The sequence below is a fragment of the Paraburkholderia sp. BR10937 genome (assembly GCF_040965695.1).
In the GTDB taxonomy this organism is placed as follows: Bacteria; Pseudomonadota; Gammaproteobacteria; order Burkholderiales; family Burkholderiaceae; genus Paraburkholderia.
The window spans coordinates 16,480-37,363 of record NZ_JBFRCL010000077.1; the positions used below are offsets into that span (position 1 = coordinate 16,480).

Annotated in this window: 21 protein-coding genes; 10 read left to right on the forward strand and 11 right to left on the reverse strand. The window is 63.4% G+C overall.

Features of this window, described 5'->3' with window-relative positions:
- The first annotated feature begins 122 nt into the window (after nt 1-122).
- The 7 genes from AB4Y44_RS37980 (at nt 123) to AB4Y44_RS38010 (ending at nt 8,096) form a co-directional block, all read left to right on the forward strand.
- Nucleotides 123-1,295, forward strand: a complete 1,173-nt coding sequence (locus tag AB4Y44_RS37980) for a sn-glycerol-3-phosphate ABC transporter ATP-binding protein UgpC (protein ID WP_342922129.1) — start codon at nt 123-125, stop codon at nt 1,293-1,295.
- A gap of 23 nt (nt 1,296-1,318) precedes the next feature.
- Complete coding sequence (locus AB4Y44_RS37985) at nt 1,319-3,319, forward strand: beta-galactosidase (RefSeq protein WP_368702380.1); 2,001 nt, start codon at nt 1,319-1,321, stop codon at nt 3,317-3,319.
- A 71-nt stretch (nt 3,320-3,390) separates the two neighbouring features.
- Nucleotides 3,391-4,653, forward strand: coding sequence for an ABC transporter substrate-binding protein (locus tag AB4Y44_RS37990; RefSeq protein ID WP_342922127.1), 1,263 nt, complete (start codon nt 3,391-3,393; stop codon nt 4,651-4,653).
- 143 nt (nt 4,654-4,796) lie between these two features.
- Complete coding sequence (locus AB4Y44_RS37995) at nt 4,797-5,696, forward strand: carbohydrate ABC transporter permease (RefSeq protein WP_211254040.1); 900 nt, start codon at nt 4,797-4,799, stop codon at nt 5,694-5,696.
- Between the two features lie 21 nt (nt 5,697-5,717).
- Nucleotides 5,718-6,569 (forward strand): carbohydrate ABC transporter permease, encoded by an 852-nt coding sequence (locus AB4Y44_RS38000; protein ID WP_342922126.1) that lies wholly within the window; start codon nt 5,718-5,720, stop codon nt 6,567-6,569.
- Nucleotides 6,570-6,664: 95 nt separating this feature from the next.
- Nucleotides 6,665-7,168 carry a pyridoxamine 5'-phosphate oxidase family protein gene (locus AB4Y44_RS38005; protein WP_368702381.1) on the forward strand — a complete coding sequence of 168 codons (504 nt, stop codon included), beginning with the start codon at nt 6,665-6,667 and terminating at the stop codon, nt 7,166-7,168.
- 124 nt (nt 7,169-7,292) lie between these two features.
- Complete coding sequence (locus AB4Y44_RS38010) at nt 7,293-8,096, forward strand: FRG domain-containing protein (RefSeq protein ID WP_342922124.1); 804 nt, start codon at nt 7,293-7,295, stop codon at nt 8,094-8,096.
- A 27-nt stretch (nt 8,097-8,123) separates the two neighbouring features.
- Here the strand turns inward: AB4Y44_RS38010 and AB4Y44_RS38015 are convergent, their stop codons facing one another.
- Together AB4Y44_RS38015 and AB4Y44_RS38020 are read right to left on the reverse strand one after the other, a co-directional pair.
- Nucleotides 8,124-8,420, reverse strand: coding sequence for a YciI family protein (locus AB4Y44_RS38015; protein ID WP_342922123.1), 297 nt, complete (start codon nt 8,418-8,420; stop codon nt 8,124-8,126).
- Between the two features lie 33 nt (nt 8,421-8,453).
- Nucleotides 8,454-9,041: an NUDIX domain-containing protein gene (locus AB4Y44_RS38020; RefSeq protein WP_368702382.1), complete on the reverse strand. Its 588-nt coding sequence runs from the start codon at nt 9,039-9,041 to the stop codon at nt 8,454-8,456.
- Between the two features lie 103 nt (nt 9,042-9,144).
- Here AB4Y44_RS38020 and AB4Y44_RS38025 point away from each other — a divergent pair, with 103 nt between their 5' ends.
- Entirely contained in the window at nt 9,145-9,900 is a 756-nt protein-coding gene (locus AB4Y44_RS38025; protein WP_342922121.1) for a DeoR/GlpR family DNA-binding transcription regulator, read from the forward strand.
- Nucleotides 9,901-10,374: 474 nt separating this feature from the next.
- Here AB4Y44_RS38025 and AB4Y44_RS38030 read toward each other — a convergent pair whose 3' ends face one another.
- The 7 genes from AB4Y44_RS38030 to AB4Y44_RS38060 all read right to left on the reverse strand — a co-directional run bounded on the left by AB4Y44_RS38030 (nt 10,375) and on the right by AB4Y44_RS38060 (nt 16,890).
- Nucleotides 10,375-11,241, reverse strand: a complete 867-nt coding sequence (locus tag AB4Y44_RS38030; protein ID WP_368702383.1) for an MBL fold metallo-hydrolase — start codon at nt 11,239-11,241, stop codon at nt 10,375-10,377.
- Nucleotides 11,242-11,265: 24 nt separating this feature from the next.
- On the reverse strand, nt 11,266-11,955 hold the full coding sequence (locus AB4Y44_RS38035) for a class I SAM-dependent methyltransferase (protein ID WP_368702384.1): 690 nt from the start codon (nt 11,953-11,955) through the stop codon (nt 11,266-11,268).
- A complete protein-coding gene (gene mctP / locus AB4Y44_RS38040) occupies nt 11,939-13,462 on the reverse strand; it encodes a monocarboxylate uptake permease MctP (protein WP_368702385.1) in 1,524 nt (507 codons plus the stop codon). The genes AB4Y44_RS38035 and mctP overlap by 17 nt, the downstream gene beginning before the upstream one ends.
- Nucleotides 13,459-13,683 carry a DUF3311 domain-containing protein gene (locus AB4Y44_RS38045; protein ID WP_069265872.1) on the reverse strand — a complete coding sequence of 75 codons (225 nt, stop codon included), beginning with the start codon at nt 13,681-13,683 and terminating at the stop codon, nt 13,459-13,461. The genes mctP and AB4Y44_RS38045 overlap by 4 nt, the downstream gene beginning before the upstream one ends.
- Nucleotides 13,680-14,912 carry a PLP-dependent aminotransferase family protein gene (locus AB4Y44_RS38050; protein WP_368702386.1) on the reverse strand — a complete coding sequence of 411 codons (1,233 nt, stop codon included), beginning with the start codon at nt 14,910-14,912 and terminating at the stop codon, nt 13,680-13,682. The genes AB4Y44_RS38045 and AB4Y44_RS38050 overlap by 4 nt, the downstream gene beginning before the upstream one ends.
- A 163-nt stretch (nt 14,913-15,075) precedes the next feature.
- Nucleotides 15,076-15,978, reverse strand: a complete 903-nt coding sequence (locus tag AB4Y44_RS38055; RefSeq protein WP_069265874.1) for a LysR substrate-binding domain-containing protein — start codon at nt 15,976-15,978, stop codon at nt 15,076-15,078.
- 117 nt (nt 15,979-16,095) lie between these two features.
- Nucleotides 16,096-16,890, reverse strand: coding sequence for an SDR family oxidoreductase (locus AB4Y44_RS38060; protein WP_368702387.1), 795 nt, complete (start codon nt 16,888-16,890; stop codon nt 16,096-16,098).
- Between the two features lie 128 nt (nt 16,891-17,018).
- On the opposite strand from AB4Y44_RS38060, the gene AB4Y44_RS38065 reads away from it, so the two are divergent.
- The gene (locus tag AB4Y44_RS38065) at nt 17,019-17,936 is read left to right on the forward strand and encodes a LysR family transcriptional regulator (RefSeq protein WP_368702388.1); all 918 of its coding nucleotides are present in this window, start codon (nt 17,019-17,021) and stop codon (nt 17,934-17,936) included.
- Here AB4Y44_RS38065 and AB4Y44_RS38070 read toward each other — a convergent pair.
- The gene (locus AB4Y44_RS38070; RefSeq protein WP_368702389.1) at nt 17,913-18,890 is read right to left on the reverse strand and encodes a LysR family transcriptional regulator; all 978 of its coding nucleotides are present in this window, start codon (nt 18,888-18,890) and stop codon (nt 17,913-17,915) included. The genes AB4Y44_RS38065 and AB4Y44_RS38070 overlap by 24 nt on opposite strands.
- A 294-nt stretch (nt 18,891-19,184) precedes the next feature.
- Between AB4Y44_RS38070 and AB4Y44_RS38075 the strand changes: the two genes are divergently transcribed.
- Nucleotides 19,185-20,285, forward strand: coding sequence for a YeiH family protein (locus AB4Y44_RS38075; RefSeq protein ID WP_368702390.1), 1,101 nt, complete (start codon nt 19,185-19,187; stop codon nt 20,283-20,285).
- A gap of 70 nt (nt 20,286-20,355) precedes the next feature.
- Here AB4Y44_RS38075 and AB4Y44_RS38080 read toward each other — a convergent pair whose 3' ends face one another.
- On the reverse strand, nt 20,356-20,727 hold the full coding sequence (locus AB4Y44_RS38080) for a DoxX family protein (RefSeq protein ID WP_368702391.1): 372 nt from the start codon (nt 20,725-20,727) through the stop codon (nt 20,356-20,358).
- Between the last annotated feature and the right edge of the window lie 157 nt (nt 20,728-20,884).

Sequence of the window (20,884 nt, forward strand, 5' to 3'; positions counted from 1 at the left end):
CGACAATCAAAGCGAATATCGGAGACAAGGCAGCCAGATCGCATCAGCGATCGCTCTTTTATGGGCTGCTGATTAAGCGCTTAATCTCCGTTTCGTGCTGATTAGAACATGGAGACGGGACGATGGCGAGCATTTCGTTGCGCGGCGTTCAGAAGGCATACGGCGAGAATGCGCCGGTGATTCGCAACGTCGATCTGGAGATCGGCAGAAACGAGTTCTGTGTATTCCTCGGCCCTTCGGGCTGCGGCAAGTCCACGCTGCTGCGCATGATCGCGGGCCTGGAGGACGTGACCGACGGCGATATTTCGATCGGCGGCAAGCTCGTGAACGACGTGCCAGCCGCGCAACGCGGCGTGGCCATGGTGTTCCAGAGCTACGCGCTGTTCCCGCACATGACCGTGTACGAGAACATGGCGTTCGGCCTCAAGCTCGCAAAAACGCCGAAGGCCGAGATCGATCGCAAGGTGCGCGAAGCCGCACGCATTCTGCAGCTCGAGGCGCTGCTCGAGCGTCACCCCAAGGCGCTTTCGGGCGGCCAGCGGCAGCGCGTGGCGATTGGCCGTGCGATCGTGCGCGAGCCCGGCGTGTTCCTGTTCGACGAGCCGCTTTCCAATCTCGATGCCACCTTGCGCGGCCAGACGCGTATCGAGATCGCGCGCCTGCATCGCCAGTTCGAAGAGGCGAGCGTGGTGTACGTGACGCACGACCAGATCGAGGCGATGACGCTCGCCGACAAGATCGTCCTGCTGCATAGCGGTAAGGATACCGAACGGTACGGCAGCATCGCCCAGGTGGGCGCGCCGCTCGAGCTTTATCATCGGCCCGCGAGCCGTTTCGTGGCGGGCTTCATCGGCTCGCCGCGCATGAACTTTCTGCCGGCGCGCGTGGCCGCCATCGAGGCGAACGGCGTGAGCGTCACGCTCGACGAAAGCGGCGAAACCGTGCGGCTGCCGGTGCAGGGCGCGCGGCTCGCCGTGGGCGCGGCGGTTACGTTCGGCGTGCGTCCCGAGCATCTCGAGCTGGTGGCGGATGGCATAGCCTCGCGCACCTCGAGCGATGCTCAGGATGCCTTGACGATTGCGCGCGCCATCACGCTGGTCGAGGAGCTCGGCGAGCACAGCTATGTGCATCTCGAGCAGCCGGGCGGGGCGGTGCTCGTCGCCAAGGCGCCCGGCGATGCCCGGCTGGGTAGCGGCGACACCGTGCAGTTCCGTGCGAACGCGAGCGCCTGCCATCTGTTCGCGGAAGACGGCTTTGCCGTCGCGCCGCTCGCCACCGCCGATCAACCCGCATGACAACAACAAGCGAGGACACAGGGATGCGTCTTGGAGTCTGCTATTACCCGGAGCACTGGCCGGAGGCCATGTGGAAGGACGACGCCGCGCGCATGAAGGCGCTCGGCATCGCGCAGGTGCGTATCGCCGAATTTGCGTGGAGCCGCATCGAGCCGACGCCCGGTGAATTCGACTGGGGCTGGCTCGATCGCGCGATCGACACGCTCGGCGACGCCGGCCTGCAAGTGGTGATGTGCACGCCCACGGCCACGCCGCCCAAGTGGCTGATCGACCAGCATCCGGACATCCTGCCCGTGGGCGCCGATGGCCGCGTGCGCGGGTTCGGCTCGCGGCGCCACTACGATTTTTCGTCGCCGGCGTATTACGAGGCTTCGCGGCACATCTGCGAGGCGGTCGCCGCGCGTTATGGCCAGCATCCCGCCGTCGCGTACTGGCAAACCGATAACGAGTACGGCTGCCATCAAACGGTGGTCAGCTACTCGCCGGCGGCGGTGCAACGGTTTCGCGAATGGCTCAGGGCGCGCTACGGCAGCATCGACGCGCTCAACACCGCCTGGGGTACCGTGTTCTGGAGCATGGAGTACCGCAGCTTCGACGAAATCGAGGCGCCCGTTGGCACCGTGACCGAGGCGCATCCGTCGCACCGGCTCGACTACCAGCGCTTCGCCTCCGACGAAGTGCAGCGCTACAACCGCATGCAGGTGGATATCCTGCGCGCGCATTCGCCGGGCCGTCCCATCGCGCACAACTTCATGCAGCTCTTCATGGAGTTCGATCACTACAAGGTCGCCGCCGATCTCGACGTCGCGACGTGGGACAGCTATCCGCTCGGCGCGCTCGATCAGCAGTGGTACGCGCCCGACGTGAAGGCGCGCTATCTGCGCACCGGCCATCCGGACTTCGCCTCGTTCAATCACGACGTGTATCGCGGCATGTCGAAACTGCCGTTCTGGGTCATGGAGCAGCAGCCGGGCCCCGTGAACTGGGCCCAGTGGAACCCCGCGCCGCTGCCGGGCATGGTGCGCCTCTGGAGCTGGGAAGCGTTCGCGCACGGCGCGGGCTGCGTGTCGTATTTCCGCTGGCGCCAGGCGCCGTTCGCGCAGGAGCAGATGCACGCGGGCCTGAATACGCCCGACAACCGCCCCGATCTCGGCAGTGCGGAGGCGGCGCGCGTGGCCGAGGAAATCGAGGCCGTGCTCGTGGCGGCGAAGGGCGGCCGCGACTTCGACGTGAAGACGCCGGTTGCGCTCGTGCTCGATTACGAAGCGAAGTGGCTGTTCGAGATTCATCCACAGGGCGCGGATTTCCACTATCCGCGCTTCGCTGTCGAGTACTACTCGGCGCTGCGCGCGCTCGGCTTCGACGTGGATATCGTTTCGGTGCACGCGCCGCTCGACGGTTACCGGCTCGTGGTCGTGCCGCCGCTGCCCGTCGTGCCCGACGACTTCGCGCAGCGCCTCGCCAGTTCGGGCGCGCAAGTGGTGATCGGCCCGCGCACGGGCTCGAAAACCGCCGATCTGCAGATTCCCGCCAACCTGCCGCCGGGGCCGCTCGCGGCGCTGCTGCCGCTGCGCGTGTGGCGCGTGGAGTCGCTGCGGCCCAACATCAGCGAGCCGGTGCGATTCGAACTGGACGGCGCGCACAAAGGCCACGCGCGCCACTGGCGCGATCTGATCGAACTCGGCGCCAACACCGGCGAAAACGAATGGGCCGTGCCGGAAGTGCGCGCGACGTTCAGCGACGGCCATCCCGCTTATGTGAAGAGCGGCGCCGTTCACTACCTCGCGAGCCTGTTCGACGAGGCGAGCACACAGGCGCTCTTTGCGCGCGTGGCGCGCGAGGCAGGCCTCACGCCGCAGCCGCTCGGCGACGCGATCCGCGTGAGCCGGCGCGGCGGCTTCACCTGGGTGTTCAACTACGGGCCGGGCACGCACACGCTTTCTGCGGATATTCCCGACGATGCATACGTGATCGGCTCGCGTACGATAGAGCCGCAGGGCGTGAGCGCCTACCGTTCGCAATAGACGCAAATAGATGTATTGCGCAGTTCCTGACGATGCAGCACCGACAACGACGTATAACCAAGGAGACACGCATGATCGGCAAGACCTTCAGACCACGCACCCTGCTCGTTGCTGCGACGCTGGCGGCGGGCGCGCTTGCAGGCACGTTTGCGAGCGCGGCGCGGGCCGGCACGCTCGAAATGAACATTGCCTACAAGGGCGCAAGCCAGCGCGCCGTGTGGGAACAGGTGATCGACGAGTTCAAGAAGACGCACCCCGGCACCGACGTAAAGGTGTCGTTCGTCGACGAGGAGGCCTACAAGGTCCAGTTGCCGAACTGGCTTACGACCGCGCCGCCCGACATCGTGAACTGGCACGACGGCGAGCGCATGGCCTACTACGCGAAGCGCGGCCTTTTCGCGGACCTTTCGGACGACTGGAAGAAGAACAACTGGGACAGCATGTACGCCTCGACGAAGGAAGCGTCGTCGTACCAGGGCAAGCAGTACGCCGCGCCCACGGTGTATTACTCGTGGGGCATGTTCTATCGCAAGGACCTGTTCGACAAGGTAGGTATCAAGAGCGAGCCGAAAACGTGGAATGAATTCCTCGACGCCTGCAAGAAGCTCAAGGCCGCGGGCATTGCGCCGATCGCCGTGGCCGGGCGCGACGCGTGGACGCTGGCGGGCTGGTTCGACTATCTGGACCTGCGCCTGAACGGCAACGCGTTCCACCAGAAGCTGATGGCGGGCGAAGTGCCGTACACCGACCCGCGCGTGAAGAAGGTCTACGTGACGTGGAAGCAGCTGCTCGACGACGGCGACTTCATTCCCAATTCGCTCTCGTACGATCTCGATGCGGCGCAGCCGTTCCTGTTCCAGGGCAAGGCCGCAATGATGCTGATGGGCACCTTCATCACGGGCGGTTTCAGCCCGACGGTCAAGCAGCAGATGGGCTACTTCCAGTTCCCGATCATCGACCCGAACGTGCCGACCGCCGAAGACGGTCCGGTCGAATCGCTGCATATTCCGGGCAAGGCGAAGAACAAGGCCGATGCGCGTGCGTTCCTCGCGTTTGCGGAGACGCCGGATGTCGGCGCGCAGCTTGCCAAGGGGCTGGGTTCGCTTTCGGCCAACAGCAAGTCGCCGGAGCCCGAGGACCCGATTTCGAAGATCGGCTTCCAGATCCTCTCGAACACCAAGGGCGGCATTGCGCAGTTCTATGACCGGGACATGACGAAGGAAATGGCCGACGAAGGCATGAAGGGCATGCAGCAGTTCGTGTCCGATCCGACCAAGCTCGACTCGATTCTCGCGCAGCTGGAGCAGACGCGGCAGCGGATCTACAAGAAGTAAGGTGTTCGAAGCGAAGGCGGGTGGTGCGTCGGCGCTGCCCGCCGGGTAATCAAGTGGAGGTTTTTGCCGTGAGACAGGCAGTGAGTCACACCGTTGCGCAACGCGTGGACGGCGCCGCGCCGGCCAGTGGCGAGAACGGCGGCATGCCGCACGCAAGCGGTCGGGGCATTCAGCCGCGCCGCCGCGCGTCGCCCACCGCGCGGCGCCAGCGCCGTGCCGCGTGCCTCTTTCTCGCGCCCGCGGTCATCATGTTCGCGGTCTACGTGATCTGGCCGATTCTCTCCACGCTGCGTCTCTCGCTCTATAACTGGGACGGCATGACCGAAGCGAGTTTCGTCGGTCTCGCGAACTACATAGAGCTGTTCCACTCGCCCACGTTCTACACGGCGCTCAAGAACAACGTGATCTGGCTGGTGCTGTTCCTGCTCGCGCCGCCGATGGGCCTCGCGATCGCGCTGTACCTCAACCAGGCCGTGGGCGGCATCCGCATCGTCAAGTCGCTGTTCTTCGCGCCGTTCGTGCTTTCCGGCGTGGTGGTGGGTCTCATCTACTCGTGGTTCTACGACCCCACGTTCGGCCTGCTTGCGCTCATGCTGGGCCGCGGCATTCCCGTGCTCGGCGACCCGAACTACGCCACGCCGGGCATCATCTTCGCGGCGCTCTGGCCGCAAACCGCGTACTGCATGATCCTCTATCTCACGGGCCTCACCACGCTCAACAGCGAGCAGATCGAGGCCGCGCGCATGGAAGGCGCGAAGGGCTGGACCATGCTTTGGCACGTTATCCTGCCGCAGCTGCGGCCCGTCACGTTCATGGCCGTGGTGGTCACGGTCATCGGTGCGCTGCGCAGTTTCGATCTCATCTCCGTGATGACGGGCGGCGGGCCATTCGAAAGCTCGACCGTGCTCGCGTACTACATGTACGACCAGGCGATCAAATACTACCGGCTCGGTTATTCGGCCGCGATTGCCGTCGTGCTGTTCGCGATCATGCTGCTCTACATCGTCTATCACCTGCGCCGCCTGCTGCGCAGCGAGCACTGAATCCGCTACGAGGAGCCCCCGATGTTTCCGATTCCGGTCGACAAATGGAAGCCCGCGTCGCGCCGCCTGTACAAGCTCTCGCTGCCGGTGGCGCTCGTCATCTGGCTGCTGCCGCTGATTGCCGTGCTGATCACCTCGGTGCGCTCCACCGAAGAACTGAGCGAAGGCAACTACTGGGGCTGGCCTCGGCACTTCGCGATGATCGAGAACTATCGCGACGCGCTCACGACCTCGCCGATGCTCCATTACTTCTGGAACAGCGTGCAGATCACGCTGCCCGCCGTGGCCGGGGCGATTGCGCTCGCGGCGCTGGCGGGCTATGCGCTGGCAATCTACCGCTTTCCGGGCAATGCAGCGCTGTTCGCGACCTTCGTTGCGGGCAACTTCGTGCCGATCCAGGTGCTGATGATTCCGGTGCGCGACCTCACGCTCAGGCTGGGGCTCTACAACACCGTTGGCGGCCTGATCCTGTTCCATCTGTCGTTTCAGACCGGTTTTTGCGCGCTGTTCCTGCGCAACTTCATCAAGCAGCTGCCGTTCGAACTCGTCGAGGCCGCGCGCATCGAGGGCGCGAACGAATGGACCGTGTTCGTGCGCATCGTGCTGCCGCTCATTCGCCCGGCACTCGCCGCGCTCGCCATTCTCGTCTTCACGTTCGTCTGGAACGACTACTTCTGGGCGTTGTGCCTGACCCAGGGCGACGACGCCGCGCCGATCACGGTGGGCGTTGCGGCCCTCAAGGGGCAATGGACCACAGCATGGAACCTCGTGTCCGCGGGCTCGGTCCTTGCGGCGCTGCCTTCGGTGATGATGTTCTTCGCGATGCAGAAGCACTTCGTGGCGGGGCTCACGTTCGGCGCGACCAAGGGCTGAACGGTTGCGCAAAGGCGGGGCGATTTGACTTCGGCGCGGCGCTACGGTCCAATTTCGAACGACCCGATGCACGCAACACCCGCAAGGAACGCCCCATGCAGCAAAACGAACCGGCCCCGCGGCCGCCGCAGCCCGCATCGACCACGCAGTTGCCCGCCGCGCTCGTGCGCGAATTCGACGGCGAGCACCTCGAAGCGCGTCTTGCCGATGCAGTTCGCCTTTCGACCGTCAGCGAGGACGGCTGGCCGCACGGCGCGCAACTGAGCGCGGGAGAGATCCTGACCGTGGACGCGACCACGCTGCTCATCGCGCTCTGGCCGCAGTCCAGCACCACCGCCAACCTCATGCGCGACGGCCGCCTCACGCTCTCGCTCGTGCATGACGGCGCGCTGCTGGAGATTCGCGCCCGCTCGCACGCCGTGGCCCAGCGCCAAACGGCGCTCGGACTGAGCGTATTTCGCGTGGAAATCGAATCCGTCACCGGGCATCGCGCGAAGTATGCCGAGGTGCTGAGCGGCGTGACGTTCCGCCTCTACGAGCCCGCGCAGGTGCTCTCGCGCTGGCGCGAGCAGATCGCGATGCTGCGCACGTTCGCCTGAGTTCGCACACCGTGCATGGCGAAACCTTCGTGATGTTGTCATTGTCGATGTGCTAGCGTGTCCAGCGGGGCGCGCGCTTCGCGCGACCCGGCGCAACGCAACGACAAACGCTACCGGAACCACGATGCAGACCACGGTACTCACAGACTGGCAGCAATTCATGGCGCTGACGACGCAGCTCGACGGCTGGGCGTTTCGCGGCCAGCAGAACGCGCAGTGGCACCTCGAAAGCTCGCTCACGCGCTACATGCGCGACTACGTGGGCGACCGGCTGCAATGGCGGCAGCGCGAGGAGCGCGCCATTCGCGTGTTTCGCCGCAAGGCGCACAACTTTCTCGCGCATCCGGACCTGCTCAAGGACGACCTGCGCTGTCTCGCGCTCATGCAGCACCACGGCGCGCCCACGCGGCTGCTCGATTTCACCAAGAGTCCGTTCGTCGCGGCCTTTTTCGCGCTCGAACGCGCAACCGGCGACTCGGCCGTCTACGCGCTGAACACGCCTGCGCTCTGGAATAGCCGCGCGCTGCCGAAGGCCAATCCCACGCTCACGCGCGACGTGATCGACCCGCGCGCGCACGACAACTTCGAGCGCTACTTCTTTAGCAACACGAACGAAATTCTCTGGTCGGGCGAACCCACGGAGATGGACGACCGGCTCGTCGCGCAGTCGGGCACTTTCGTCGTGCCGGGTGTGATCGACAAGCCGTTGCAGGCCATTCTGGAAGGCTACGAGAGCTACGAGGAACTGCTGCACAAGATCGTGCTGCCCGAGCGCATCCGCATGGACGCGATGAAGTGGCTCTACCGCATGAACATCACGAATGCGTCGCTGTTTCCGGGGCTCGACGGGCTCGCGCGATCCATCGCGGTGGAACTGGAGATCGTGTGGTCGGGCATGGTGGTGCCGGTTGCGGGCTCGCCGAACTGAACCGGCGCTGGCCCGCAGCGGCCACACTCACGGCGTTTCGGGTCGCGGCAGATTGAGGCCGGGCGCGAGGCGCGTGGCCTTGAATTCCGTCACTTCGAAGGTGGCGACCCCCTGCTGCGCGAAGGGATCGGCGGCGAGCAGCGTATCGAGCCGCTCGCGCGGCATGTGCGAGGCGATGATCACGCCGCCGTCGCGCGGCATCTTCGGGCCGGCGGCAATGAAATTGCCGGCTTCGAACTGCGCGTCGAGGTACGCGCGATGCGCGGGCAGGGCGTCGTCGATGCGTTCGAGCGAAGCGGTATAGAACAGCGAAACGATGTACATGGGTAATCGATAAAAAACGGGCGAAGCGTTATGTTAGCGCGCGAGACCGCGCAACGCCGCGTGTTGTAACAGCATGATCGTCTTGCCGTCGACGATCTCGCCGCGCTCGATCATCCTCAGCGCCTCGTCAAGCGGCACTTCGACCACTTCCAGATCCTCGCCTTCCTCCTCGACGCCGCCGCCCGCGCCGGGCCGCTCGGCGGGGTCGTATTCGCCCAGGTAAAAATACAGCTTCTCGGTCACGGAGCCGGGGCTCATGTACGCCTCGAACACCTTGCGCAGGTCGCGCACGCGGTAGCCGGTCTCCTCCTCGACTTCGGCGCGAATGCGCTCGTCGGGCGCGGCGTCGTCGAGCAGGCCGCCCGGGGCCTCGATCATCATGCCGTCATGTCCGTTGACGAACGTCGGCATGCGAAATTGCCGCGTGAGCACGACGTTGCCGCTGCGCGGGTCGTGCAGCAGGATGGTCGCGCCGTTGCCGCGATCGTAGGTTTCGCGGCTCTGGCGCTGCCACGTGCCGTTGCTGCGCAGGAAGTCGAAGGTCACCTTGCGGAGCACATACCAGTCGTCGGACAGCACGGTGGTTTCGATCAATCGCACGCGGTCTTTCGTTGCAGTCATCTCGTTCCCCTTGGTCAGCATTCGCCATTCATGGTATCGTGCAGTTTCGTGCAAAATCAAGAAAATTCGTGCAGACCCGTGTAACCCGCTGCGGGCCATTCTCATGCTCACAGATCAACGAAAGAAAGCGATACTCGCTGCGCTCAAGCGCGACGGGCAGGTGCTCGCCGGCGAACTGAGCGCGCAATTCGGCGTTTCCGAGGACACGGTGCGGCGCGACCTGCGCGACCTGGCGGCCGAAGGCCTGTTGCAGCGCGTGCACGGCGGCGCGCTGCCGGCTTCGCCGGCGGTGGCGCCGATTGCCGAGCGGCGCGGCATGGAGGTGGCGGCCAAGCGGCGCATCGCGCAAAAGGCCGCGGACATGATCGCGCCGGGGCAGGTGGCGATCGTCGACGGCGGGACGACCTCGGCGCTGCTGGTCGAGTGCCTGCCGCGCGACCTGCAGGCGACCATCGTCACGCATAGCCCCGGCGTCGCGGTGGCGCTCGCCGAGCATCCCGCCATCGAGGTCGTGCTGATCGGCGGGAAGCTCTACAAGCATTCGGTGGTCACCGTGGGCGCGGCGGCCGTGGAGGCGATCGCGCACATCCACGCGGACCTGTACTTCATGGGCGTGACGGGCGTGCACGTACAAGCCGGGCTGAGCACCGGCGATTTCGAGGAATCCTATGTAAAGCGCGCGCTGGCCGCGCGCGCGGCCGAAACGGTCGTCCTCGCGTCGGCCGCGAAGCTCAACGCCGCGTCGCCGTACTGCATCGGTCCGATCGGCATGGCGCAGACCATCATCGTCGAGCGTTCGACGGATGCGAAGCTGATCGAGCCGATCGAGGCGGCTGGCGTGACGGTGGTGCGCGCGTGAGTGCGTGATCACGGCTATCCCACGATGCCAAGAACAAACGCATTCAAGCCCAAAAGCAATAGCAGCAGGATCGCAGGCAAATGGCGTACGACAATTGAGCCAGCATCGCGCTTGCCCAAACTGGGAGTCGCGTTGAATCTTGCACGTTTTCTCATTTCGAAGAAGTCCCAAAGCGGCGCGCGCGACGACGATGTACCCATCGCAGCGAGGTGGTGGAGTCTCGCGTCACGGCGCTGAAGTTTCCAGGCAACGAACAGCGATGCTGTGTTCAGTAGGCAGCAGCCATCGAAAGCAGCAGGTAGCGCATGAGTTCGATTTCGTAGTCGACCGGCGCGGTCGGGGCGGCGCTGTCGTCCATTGATGGCGGAGGCGCATCTGCGTCGATGCACGCGCCGGTCGGAGCTTCCGTAGCGGCGCAAAACGCATTGCCACGGCCTGGACCCGCGCGCCGAAGCAACCGTCTTGGCGCGCCGATCATGAGGGATCCGCCACGAAACAGGACTCGTCGATCGGAATCCGCATATAGCGACGGCCGTTGCCATCGGAAGCGGGCAGACGTCCGCCGCGCAAATTCACCTGCATCGCGGGGAACAGCAGCGCGGGCACCTTCAGCGTGAGATCGCGCGCAGTTCGCATCGCAACGAATTCGCTTTCGCTGATGCCGTCGCGCACATGGATATTGTGTTGCCGCTGCTCGGCAATCGTCGTTTCGAAGCGTACGTCACGCCCCGCAGGCGGGTAGTCGTGACACACGAATACGCGGGTCGATTCGGGCAGTGCCAGGAGCCGCCGGACCGACGCGTAGAGCGTTTTCGCATCGCCACCCGGGAAATCGCAGCGTGCCGTGCCGAGGTCGGGCATGAACAGCGTATCGCCGACGAACAGCGCATCGCCAATCAAATAGGCCGTGTCTGCGGGCGTGTGTCCGGGTGTCGGAATCGCATGCGCCGTCATGGTGCCGATCGTGAATGCCTCCTCGGGTCCGAATAGACAATCAAAGCCGTGCTCGTCGGCGAGATCGAACGTCGTCGAGAACAGCGAGCGCACGTCGGCGATGCGCGCGCTCGTAGCGATGGTGCCGCCCCTGCGCCGTTTCAGTTCGACGGCGCCCGATAGATGATCCGCATGCGCATGCGTTTCGAGAATCCATCCGACGACCAGATGCTGCTCCCCGATAAACGCGAGGATGCGATCGAGTGACGCAGTCGACGGGCGCCCGGACGCCGTGTCGTAGTCCAGTACCGGGTCGATCACCGCGCAAGTCGAACCCGCGCCCGCATGAACGATGTGACTGACAGTGCCCGTTACTGCATCATGAAACGATTGAACAAGAGGAAACATAAAACACTCCTGAAGCGTGATCCACTACATGCACGAAGCGCGCACGAGAAAGAACGTGCGTTGCGCGGCGGGCGCGGGCGCCGCGGACCCGTGATCGACATAGCGTTCGATCTGCACGTGATCGAAGCCGGCTTCGAAGCAGGCTTCGCGAAAAGCGGTCGGTCCATGAACGCGAAAACCGTGGCGGCTGAACGGCATCGACAGCGCCGCTTCGGGTGTCATCGCCGCGATCACCAGTTGTCCTTCGTCGCGCAGCACACGGCGGATTTCCCGAAGGGCTGCCAGGAGGTCCGGCCAGAAGTAGACGCTGTTGATCGCGATGGCCTTGTCGAATGAGGCGTTTGCGTAGGGAATGCTGGCGACGTCCGCCGTCGTCAGCGCGACGCGTCCGCGCGCCAGCAACATGGCGTTGCGTTCGCGAGCCGCAGTCGTCATCGTCGGCGATATGTCGATGCCCACCAGCGTCAGCCGTGGCGCACGCGTCAGCACGGCCAGGATATGGCCGCCGTTGCCTGGCCCGATCTCGACGATGCGTTCGTCCGCCTGCGGATCGAGTCTGGTGAACGCTGCATCGATCAACGCGGCGTTGACGCGCTCCATCATGTCGCCGACCGCGAGGCCGGTCTCGGCCGTGGGGCACGCGAGGTGCGACATCAAGGTATCGATGTCGATGCCCGCGAGCGCAGCGTTGGTGTTATCAGTTCTGGAGGTCACCTTCGACTCCTTCTTCCTGCGGTTTCGTGAAAAGGACCGACGACGCGAGGACGACGACGAGGTTGGCAAGCAACGCGATCACAGCGGCATAGACCGGCATCGCGAGCGCGCCGACATGAATCGTGTAAGTAGCGGTCTTGAAGCCATTCACGGCCACCATCCACGTGCCGGTGCCCAGACCGGATATCCAGCCTGCCATCAGACTGCGCGCGCGCACGGCGGGCACGAAGAGACCCAGCACGACGGCAGGCAAGGTCTGCGTGATCCAGACGCCGCCGAGCAGCTGCAACTGAATGGCAAACTGAACGGGCATGAACAGCACGAAACCCAGCGCCCCGAACTTGACGAACAGCGAGACCTGCTTTGCTACCCGGATCTCGCGCGCCGCGCTGCAATACGGCGCGAAATACGGCCGCCACACGTTGCGCGTGAAAAGATTGGCCGCGGCAATCGACATGATCGCGGCGGGCACCAGCGCGCCAATGCCGATCGCTGCGAACGCGACGCCGACGAACCACGAAGGGAAGTAGTGCAGGAAAAGTGCGAACACTGCGAAGTTCGGGCCGTATTGCCGGAACTGATCCGCGTACTCGGGCATCGCGCCGACACCCGCCGCGAGCGCCATCACACCAAGCAATGCGACGAAGGCGAGCAGCAGCGAATACGCAGGCAGCAAGGCCATGTTGCGTCGGATCACGCGATCGGATGATGCGGAGAGTGTTGCCGTCATCGAATGCGGATAGAGCAGCAACGCAAGTGCCGAGCCGAGCGCGAGTGTTGCATACGACGAGTACGCGTTGAGGCTAGTGGCGTCCGGCGCTTTCAGCAGCAGCTTCGCTGGCGGCAACGCCGCGAACATGTGACCGAAGCCGCCAAGCCGCGCCGGGATCACGACCAGTGCCCCGATGATCGTCGCGTAGATCAGCAAGTCCTTGACGACAGCGATCATTGCCGGCGCGCGTAATCCGCTCGACCACGTATAGACCGCGAGTACGCCGAACGCGACGAAAAGCGGCGTTTCGCCGAGCCAGCCATGCGTCGGAAGGCCGAGCGCACCGAGCGTGACCCGAATGCCCACCAGTTGCAACGCAATATACGGCATCGTCGCGAGAATGCCTGTCAACGCGATCGCAAGCGCAAGGGGGCGGCTGCCAAAGCGCTGTTCGATGTAGTCGGCGAGGGTCACGTGGCCGTGCTTGCGCGCAACGCGCCACAGGCGCGGCAAGACGAGAAAGCCGAGAGGAAACGTGATGATGGTGTACGGCACCGCGAAGAACCCCGTCGCGCCCGCAGCGAAGACAAGCGCCGGCACGGCGACGAAGGTGTACGCGGTGTAAAGGTCGCCGCCGATCAGGAACCAGCTCATGGCGGTGCCGAAGCGCCGACCGGCGAGTCCCCATTCGTGAATGGCGCTGAGATCGCTGCGCCGCCATCGCGCCGCCGCCATCCCCAGCACGCTCACCAGTGCAAAAAGTGCGATGAAAATACCTATCGACATTACGTTCATGCGGCACCTTCTTGCGATCGCGCTGCGGACTTGCGCACGGCGCTCGCGTCGAGCAGGTAAGCGGCGCCCGTCAGCAGCGCGCCCGCGAGAACGCAGCCCGTTTGCCACCAGTAGAAGAATGGCCAGCCGTCGAGCGTTGGCGTCATGCGGTTGTAGAACGGCACGCTAAGCGCGGCAACAATGGGCGAGGCAAGCAACAGCAGAGTCAGCCGGGATGTCATCGGTCGAGTTCCAGGTCGAAAACGGGAGTGAACGCACGCGAGTGCGCGTTGATGAGCGCAGCCAGCCGTTCGATGCCGCGGTCGATCTGCTGCGGTGATACGGTCGCGAATGACAGGCGCAGAAAGTGGTGGAGCGGATCGCGTGCAAAGAACGGCGCGCCGGGGACGAATGCGACATTGACGGCAAGCGCGTCTTCGAGCAGTGCCGCGCTGTCGATGTCGGTCGGCAGCGCGAGCCAGACGAACATGCCGCCTTCGGGCACGTTCCAGCTCACGCCTTCGGGCATATGCCTGTCGAGTGCGGATAGCATTGCTTCGCATTGCTGATGATAGAAACTGGCAAGTCGCGGTACGTGAGATTCGAGCAACCCGTCGCGCACGGTCTCGTAGACGATGTGCTGCGAAAGCGTCGAGCTATGCAGATCGGCCGCCTGCTTGACCTGCACGAACTTTTGCTGCAGCGCGCCCGGCACGATCATGTAGCCGACCCGCAATCCGGGCGCGAGGGCCTTTGAAAACGAACCCAGGTAAATGACGTTGTCGGGCGCCATCGAATGGATGGACGGCAACTGACCGCCGTCGAACGCAAGCGCGGCATAGGGATCGTCCTCGACGACGATGAGCCCGGTGCGGCGGGCGATTTCCGCGATCTTCCTGCGACGCTGGAACGGCAGACGCGTCCCCGTGGGGTTCTGGAAGTTCGGCTGCAGATACAACAGCGCGGCGCGCTCGGGTTCGATGTATTCGAGCGCTTTCGACACGATGCCGTGATCGTCCGTCTGCACGCTCACGAATTCGGGTTCGTATAGCGAGAGCGACTGCAACGCGCCGAGATACGTTGGCCGCTCCACGAGCACCGCGCTTTGCGGATCGACGAGCACCTTGCCGATGAGGTCGAACGCCTGCTGGGAGCCGCTCGTGATCAGGACGTTGGACGGCGTGACGGGATGCTGGCTGGCCGAGTGCGCGCGCGCGATCCATTCGCGCAATGGCGCATAGCCTTCCGTCGCGCTGTACTGGAAGATGTCGGCACTGGAAGCATGCGTCGCCCGAGCGGATGCATCGCGTAGTGCCGCGAGCGGAAACGAGGCGGGCGACGGAACGCCGCCCGCGAACGAGATCATGTCGGGTCGTTCGGTAAGCTTGAGAATTTCGCGAATCGCCGAACTGTTCAGCGATCGTGCGCGTTGAGCGATACGCCGCTCGGCACGGGACAACGTATTTGCCATCTGATTGCTCCTCCTTGAAGAGCGTCATCGTAGACAGCAGGGAAACAATGAAAAAGACGGCTGGAGGAGTAAAACTGTTTCCGCGTGGAAACGATGGGCACGGGACGAAATCGGGCCCGCGCCCTTTTTCATGCGCTCGAATGAAGGCTGTTTGCGAAGGAAGTCAGTCGTTCATCAAGGCGGGCAACGCTTCGGCGAGATAGTCGACGGTCGCGCGCATCGCTTGCGTCATGCCGCGTTGCGACGGAAAGACGATACTTAACGTGCCGCGTGGGATGTGCCAGTCCGGGAGGACGCGCACGAGCCGTCCGTCTGCGAGTTCGGCCTTGCACATCGGCGAGGGTAGGGCGACGACGCCTAGCCCCGCCTGGGCCGCGAACTTCGCGAACGGCGCGTCGTTGCAGCGAATCCTCGGGTGGTAGGAAACGGTCGCGGTGCGCCCATCCGAGGCATGCAGCAACCACGTGCAGCCGGTATCGCGACGCGCCAGCTGCATGCCGTCCGCGCCGTTCAGCTCAGCCGGCTCGGAGGGCGGTCCATTCGCAAAGAGCGTGGGGCTCGCGACGAGCACTACGCGCGTTTGACCAACGGGCCGCGCGATCAGCGACGAACTTTGCAGCGGCTCCGTATGGCTGCGCAGCGCAATGTCATACCCTTCTTCAACGATGTCGACATAGCGGCTGGAGGTCTGCAGATCGATGTCGATTTTCGGATGCACGGCGAGAAACGGCGGCAGCACTCTATCGAGCGCCATGCGGACGATGCCAGCCGCACACGTGATGCGCACGCGTCCAACGGGCTCCGTCAGGCGCGCCTGTGCGGCCTGCTCGGCATCGCGCACCTCGTTCATTACGCGCAGGCAATGCGCATGGAAGTCCACGCCCGCCTCGGTGAGCGAGAACTTGCGCGTCGTGCGGTTCGCAAGGCGCAGTCCCAGCGCCTGCTCCAATGCCTGCAGGCGTTTGCTAAGGGTGCCCTTGGGGATCCCGATTGCATCGGCCGCAGCAGAAAAGCCGCGTTTCTCGACCACGACCGAAAAGTAATACAGATCATTGAGGTCGATCATGGTGATCGTTTCCGTACTGAGACAATGAATCCATTCTAGACCGCTTTCAGTGCGGTTCTCGTCTTACGAAATGGTAACGAAGCGGCGCCGCGAGCCGAAGCGCGCCGCCCTCGCGAATCACAGAATGCCGGTGCCAAGGCCACCGTCGACCTGGATCGTTGCGCCGTTGATATAGCTCGCGCGGGGAGACGCCAGAAACGCGACCAGCGCGCCGAGTTCCTCCGGACGACCGAGGCGCCGCAAGGGGACCTCCGCGGCCAGTTCCGCGAGACCCTGTTGTTCGCTTCTGCCGTCCGCGAGTTTCTGCTTGAGCGACGACTCGCGGATGCGGTCGGTCAGTATCAGTCCCGGTGCCACGTTGTTGACGGTGATGCCATTGCCGTTCGCCTCGCGTGACAGCAGCTTGGCGAGGCCGACTACGCCCAGGCGCATGCTCGTCGACAGAATCGATCCCTGCATTGCGTGCCGCACCGAAAAGCTGACGATATTGATCACGCGGCCCTCGCCGGAGCGGCGCAGATGCGGCAGCGCCAGGCGTGTGAAGCGCGCGATGCTCAAGAAGCTGAGATCGAACGCCTCTTGCCACGCGGCGTCGTCAAACGTGTCGAACGAGCCGAAGGGCGGACCTCCGGCGTTGTTGACGAGAATATCGAGCGAGCCAAATTGGGCGACGGTATCGGCGAGCGCATGCGATGCGTCGTCTGGACGCCTTACGTCCACTGTGATCGCATGTGCGTTCATCACGCCCGCTTCGCGTAGCTGCGCCAGTGCGTGTGCATGATGGCGGCCGTTCGACGAAGCGATCATCACGTTCGCCCCCTCGCGTCCCAGTTCGATTGCGCTCGCCAGTCCGAGCCCGCGTGACGCACCGAGCACGAGCGCCGTTTTTCCCGACAGTTTCAGATCCATCATCTCCCTCTTCGTTACGAGAACACGGTCAGTCTAGTTTCCGGCGATACTTGCATAAACGGTCGATTCGGTAATGCTGGATTCCATTCTTGAAACGACTGGTCGGCGTGTTCGTCTGATGAAATGAACCTATGGACTGGAACAGATTGCGGTTTTTCATTGCCGTCTATCGGCATCGGACGCTTGGCGGGGCTTCGCGCGAATTGAACAGCAATCCGCCTACGGTCAGCCGACAACTGGCCGCGCTGGAGCATGAACTGAAGGCCAGGCTGTTTCTGCGCACGCCCCGCGGCTATTTGCCCACAGACACGGCCGAAGCACTGATCGACGTCGCGACGCAGATGGAGCGCAGTGCGCTGGAACTCGAGCGGCGCGCGGGTGGTGCAGATATGTCGCCGCGCGGTGTGGTCCGTGTTGGCACGTCGGATGTGCTGGGCACCGGGTATGTCATACCGGCCATTGCATCGGTGCGTCGCAAGTACCCGGAGATTCGCATCGAGGTGGATATCGCTTCAGCGTTTTCCCGGCTCGCACAACGCGAGAACGATATCGTCGCGCGCAACGTACGACCGGAGCAGGCGTCCGCTATCGTGCGTCGTCTTCCCGGTCTGACGACCGCGCTGTACGCGAGTCCGGCATACCTCGCGAACTTCCCGACGCCGCGTGGTATTGGCGATCTCGTTGCGCACGAGTTCGTCGCGCTTGTCGCGGGCGACGGGATCCGCTGGTTCCCGCCGCTGCAAGCGTTGAGAACCAGCCTGCGGGTGCCGGGCGTACAGGTGAACTCGATTCTCGCGCTCGTCGCCTCCTTGCAAGGCGGGTTGGGCATCGGAGAATTGCCGACCTATATCGGTGATGCCATTCCTGATCTTGTGCGCGTGCTGCCCGATGTGGAAAGTGCCTACGATGTCTGGCTCGGCATGCATGCCGATTTTCACCGGACGGCACGCGTGCGTGTCGTCGTCGATATGATCGTTCAACAGTTTCAAAGCGGGGAGTGCGGTCGAGTCGCACGCATAGCCAAGTCAGGGATGGCCGCAGGGGGCTAGCCGGGCTTGGTCGCTTTGCATTGCCGGAGCGTCGCAAACGTGACCCCCAGCGATGGGAAAAGGACCGCCCGCATGCGCGGTATGCTCAAGGGCTAGTTCGAAGAAGGCCCGAGCGCATGGTGAAAGCGAACGCCTCTTGAGCCAGACCAGATGCAGCGCGCGTTCTATTCGCATGTCAGCCACCTCCAGGGTGCGGATTTCGCCACGGGCGATTTCCGTCTCGATACTGAGTGAGGATAGGTAGGCCATGCTCGGTTGCGAAACAAGCATGCGCTTGATGGCCTCCGTATCGCTCACCGACATGGAAGGTACCATCTCGAACCCGGCGCGCTGATACGCGGACTCGACGACCGCGCGCGTACCCGAACCCGGTTCGCGCAGGATCACCCTCCGTTCTGCAAGATTGCGCGCCAACAGTTGCCCGTTGCTTTGACGCAATCCCGGCGCGGCTGCGAGTACGATTTCGTCGGAGCCAACATATTGCGCGTGCAGGCGTGCTTCGTCGTATGGACCCTCGATGAATCCGAGCGTGTAGTTGCCGTTACCGAGGCCGCGCACGACCTCCTGTGTATTGGTGACAGTCAGTTCGATGCTGACCTTTGGATAGCGGGTCGTGAATGTGGCGATCATCTTCGGCACGAGGTAGACACCGAGTGTTGCGCTCGCGCCTATTTGAAGGTGCCCTGAGTCAAGACCTGCGATTTCCTTCAATTCGGATCGGGCCGCCTCGGCGAGGGTGAATATCCGTTCTGCGTAATCGAATAGCAGTTTTCCCGCATAGGTGAGCGCCACGCCTCGGGGCAGCCTGTCGAACAGTAGGATACCCAGGCGATCTTCCAGTTCCTTGACTTCGCGGCTAACGGCGGGCTGGCTTACCCGCAGACGCAAGGCGCCGCCGCTCAAGCTGCCGGCGCGGGCAACTTCATAGAAAGCAAACAGATGAGTGAAATTCATTGGCAAGGCCCGCGAGAATCGCCGTGGCCGATTCATGGTCCGAAAACCGGCGACCCACGATTTCCCACGAGACGGCCACGATGGTAGCGCCGTTTCATCCGCCATTAAAGGATGCCGCAAGTGCAACACCGTTTCCTGTGGGAAACGATCGCCGTGATCAGCCTGCAGGGGGCTGCCAGAACCTGGAAATGAGGTGGCATAACTCAAAGTCAGGCAACAGCTGCCTATTTTGTATTGTTCACCACTCCGGACGACGCATAGCCTAGTCACTCCGTTTAACCGACTGGTGTCGAAATGTCGTCTCTTTCGCCGAATCGCCGAACATCCCGTAGCAAGTATGCGGTTGGGCCCTGTTACCTTATTGGACTGATTCCCGGTGTTGCGCTCTGTGCCGGCGTATGCCTGATCGCATGGCTGCTGCAAACGCTGCAAGCGCATCTATTTGGTCATGTGTGGCTTGAATCGCTCGTGCTCGCGATCCTCGTTGGCGCGCTAGTCCGTATGATATGGACGCCGGGTGAGCGTTGGACAAGCGGGATTACGTTCAGCGCCAAAGCCTTGCTGGAAATCTCCGTCGTGCTGCTCGGCGTATCATTTAGCGAGGCCGCATTGCAGGCGACCGGCCTCAAGCTGCTGTCGGGCATCGTTGTGATCGTCATCGCGGCCATCCTGGCGAGTTACGGAATAGGACGCGCACTGAAGTTGCCACGGCGCATGGCGGTCCTGATCGCGTGCGGAAATTCGATCTGCGGAAATTCGGCCATCGCAGCGGTTGCGCCCGTGATCGGCGCCAGCCGCGACGATGTCACTGCATCGATCGCCTTCACCGCGGTGCTTGGCGTTGCGGTTGTGCTTGGCTTGCCGCTGCTATCTGCGGGTCTTCATCTGAACCCCGTGCAGTATGGGACATTGGCAGGTATGACCGTCTATGCGGTGCCACAGGTGCTTGCAGCGACCATACCCGTTTCACCCGTCAGTGTGCATATTGGCACGCTGGTTAAACTGGTGCGTGTGCTCATGCTCGGACCGGTGATGCTGCTCCTGTCCACGCTTCTGACTGTACGTGCTGCGAACCCAGGTACGCCGGAGCTGGGCGACAGTACGACGATGCTGCCCGGCAAGGTTCGTCTAACGAAGCTGGTGCCATGGTTTATCGTCGGCTTCGTTCTCCTGTGCGCGGCTCGAGCGACGGGGATGATTCCCATGCCGCTTTTGCAGCCGGCGAGCGAGCTAGGCAGCGCGCTCACGATTGTTTCAATGGCTGCTTTGGGTGTAGGTACCGATCTGCGTACCGTCGCAAAGGCAGGTCCGCGCGTCACGTCGGCGGTGATTCTTTCGATACTGGCGTTGGCGGCGATGAGTCTGGTTCTGATCTACATAATGCGGATTGCGTGATGTTGCCGTTAAACGCCTCAGATAGACGTCGTGTGGGAAGCTTCGAGCGAATCCTCCTGCTCCTGCTGGTTTAGGCCCGAGCCAAAGACCCGGTAGTGAGCCGCTCGCGCCAGGCAATCCAGCCCACAACAATCGATAATGTCGCCGCGACAAGCGGCGCCACCCCGTGTCCGTATTCGCCGTGCACTGCGACGGTTGCCAGTGCAGCCAACATTACGGTGCAGCCGAGCGCCGAGCCCCACAGCCGCGTCCGTGGTCGCGCGAGCAGAAGTGCAGTCATGAGTTCCAGCGAACCAGTCACGAAATGGAACCAGTGCGGATATCCCCACTTCAGGTACTCCTCAAAGATGGATCGCGGGGCGATGATGTTGCTGAGCGATCCGACGACGAAAAAAGCGGCAAGAACCAAAGGTAATACCTGGCGCCAGGAAATCTTGGACATCGTTCTACCTTCTCTGTTGAGTGCACAGCCGAGGACTGATATGACTTCACGAGTCAATGGGGATCGGTTTTCTGCTTCTCGAGTACATGTCATGTGAATTTCCTGAGGGCGACGTAGCAGTAAATCTCGACGGTCGATCACACTGATATTCGCGGGT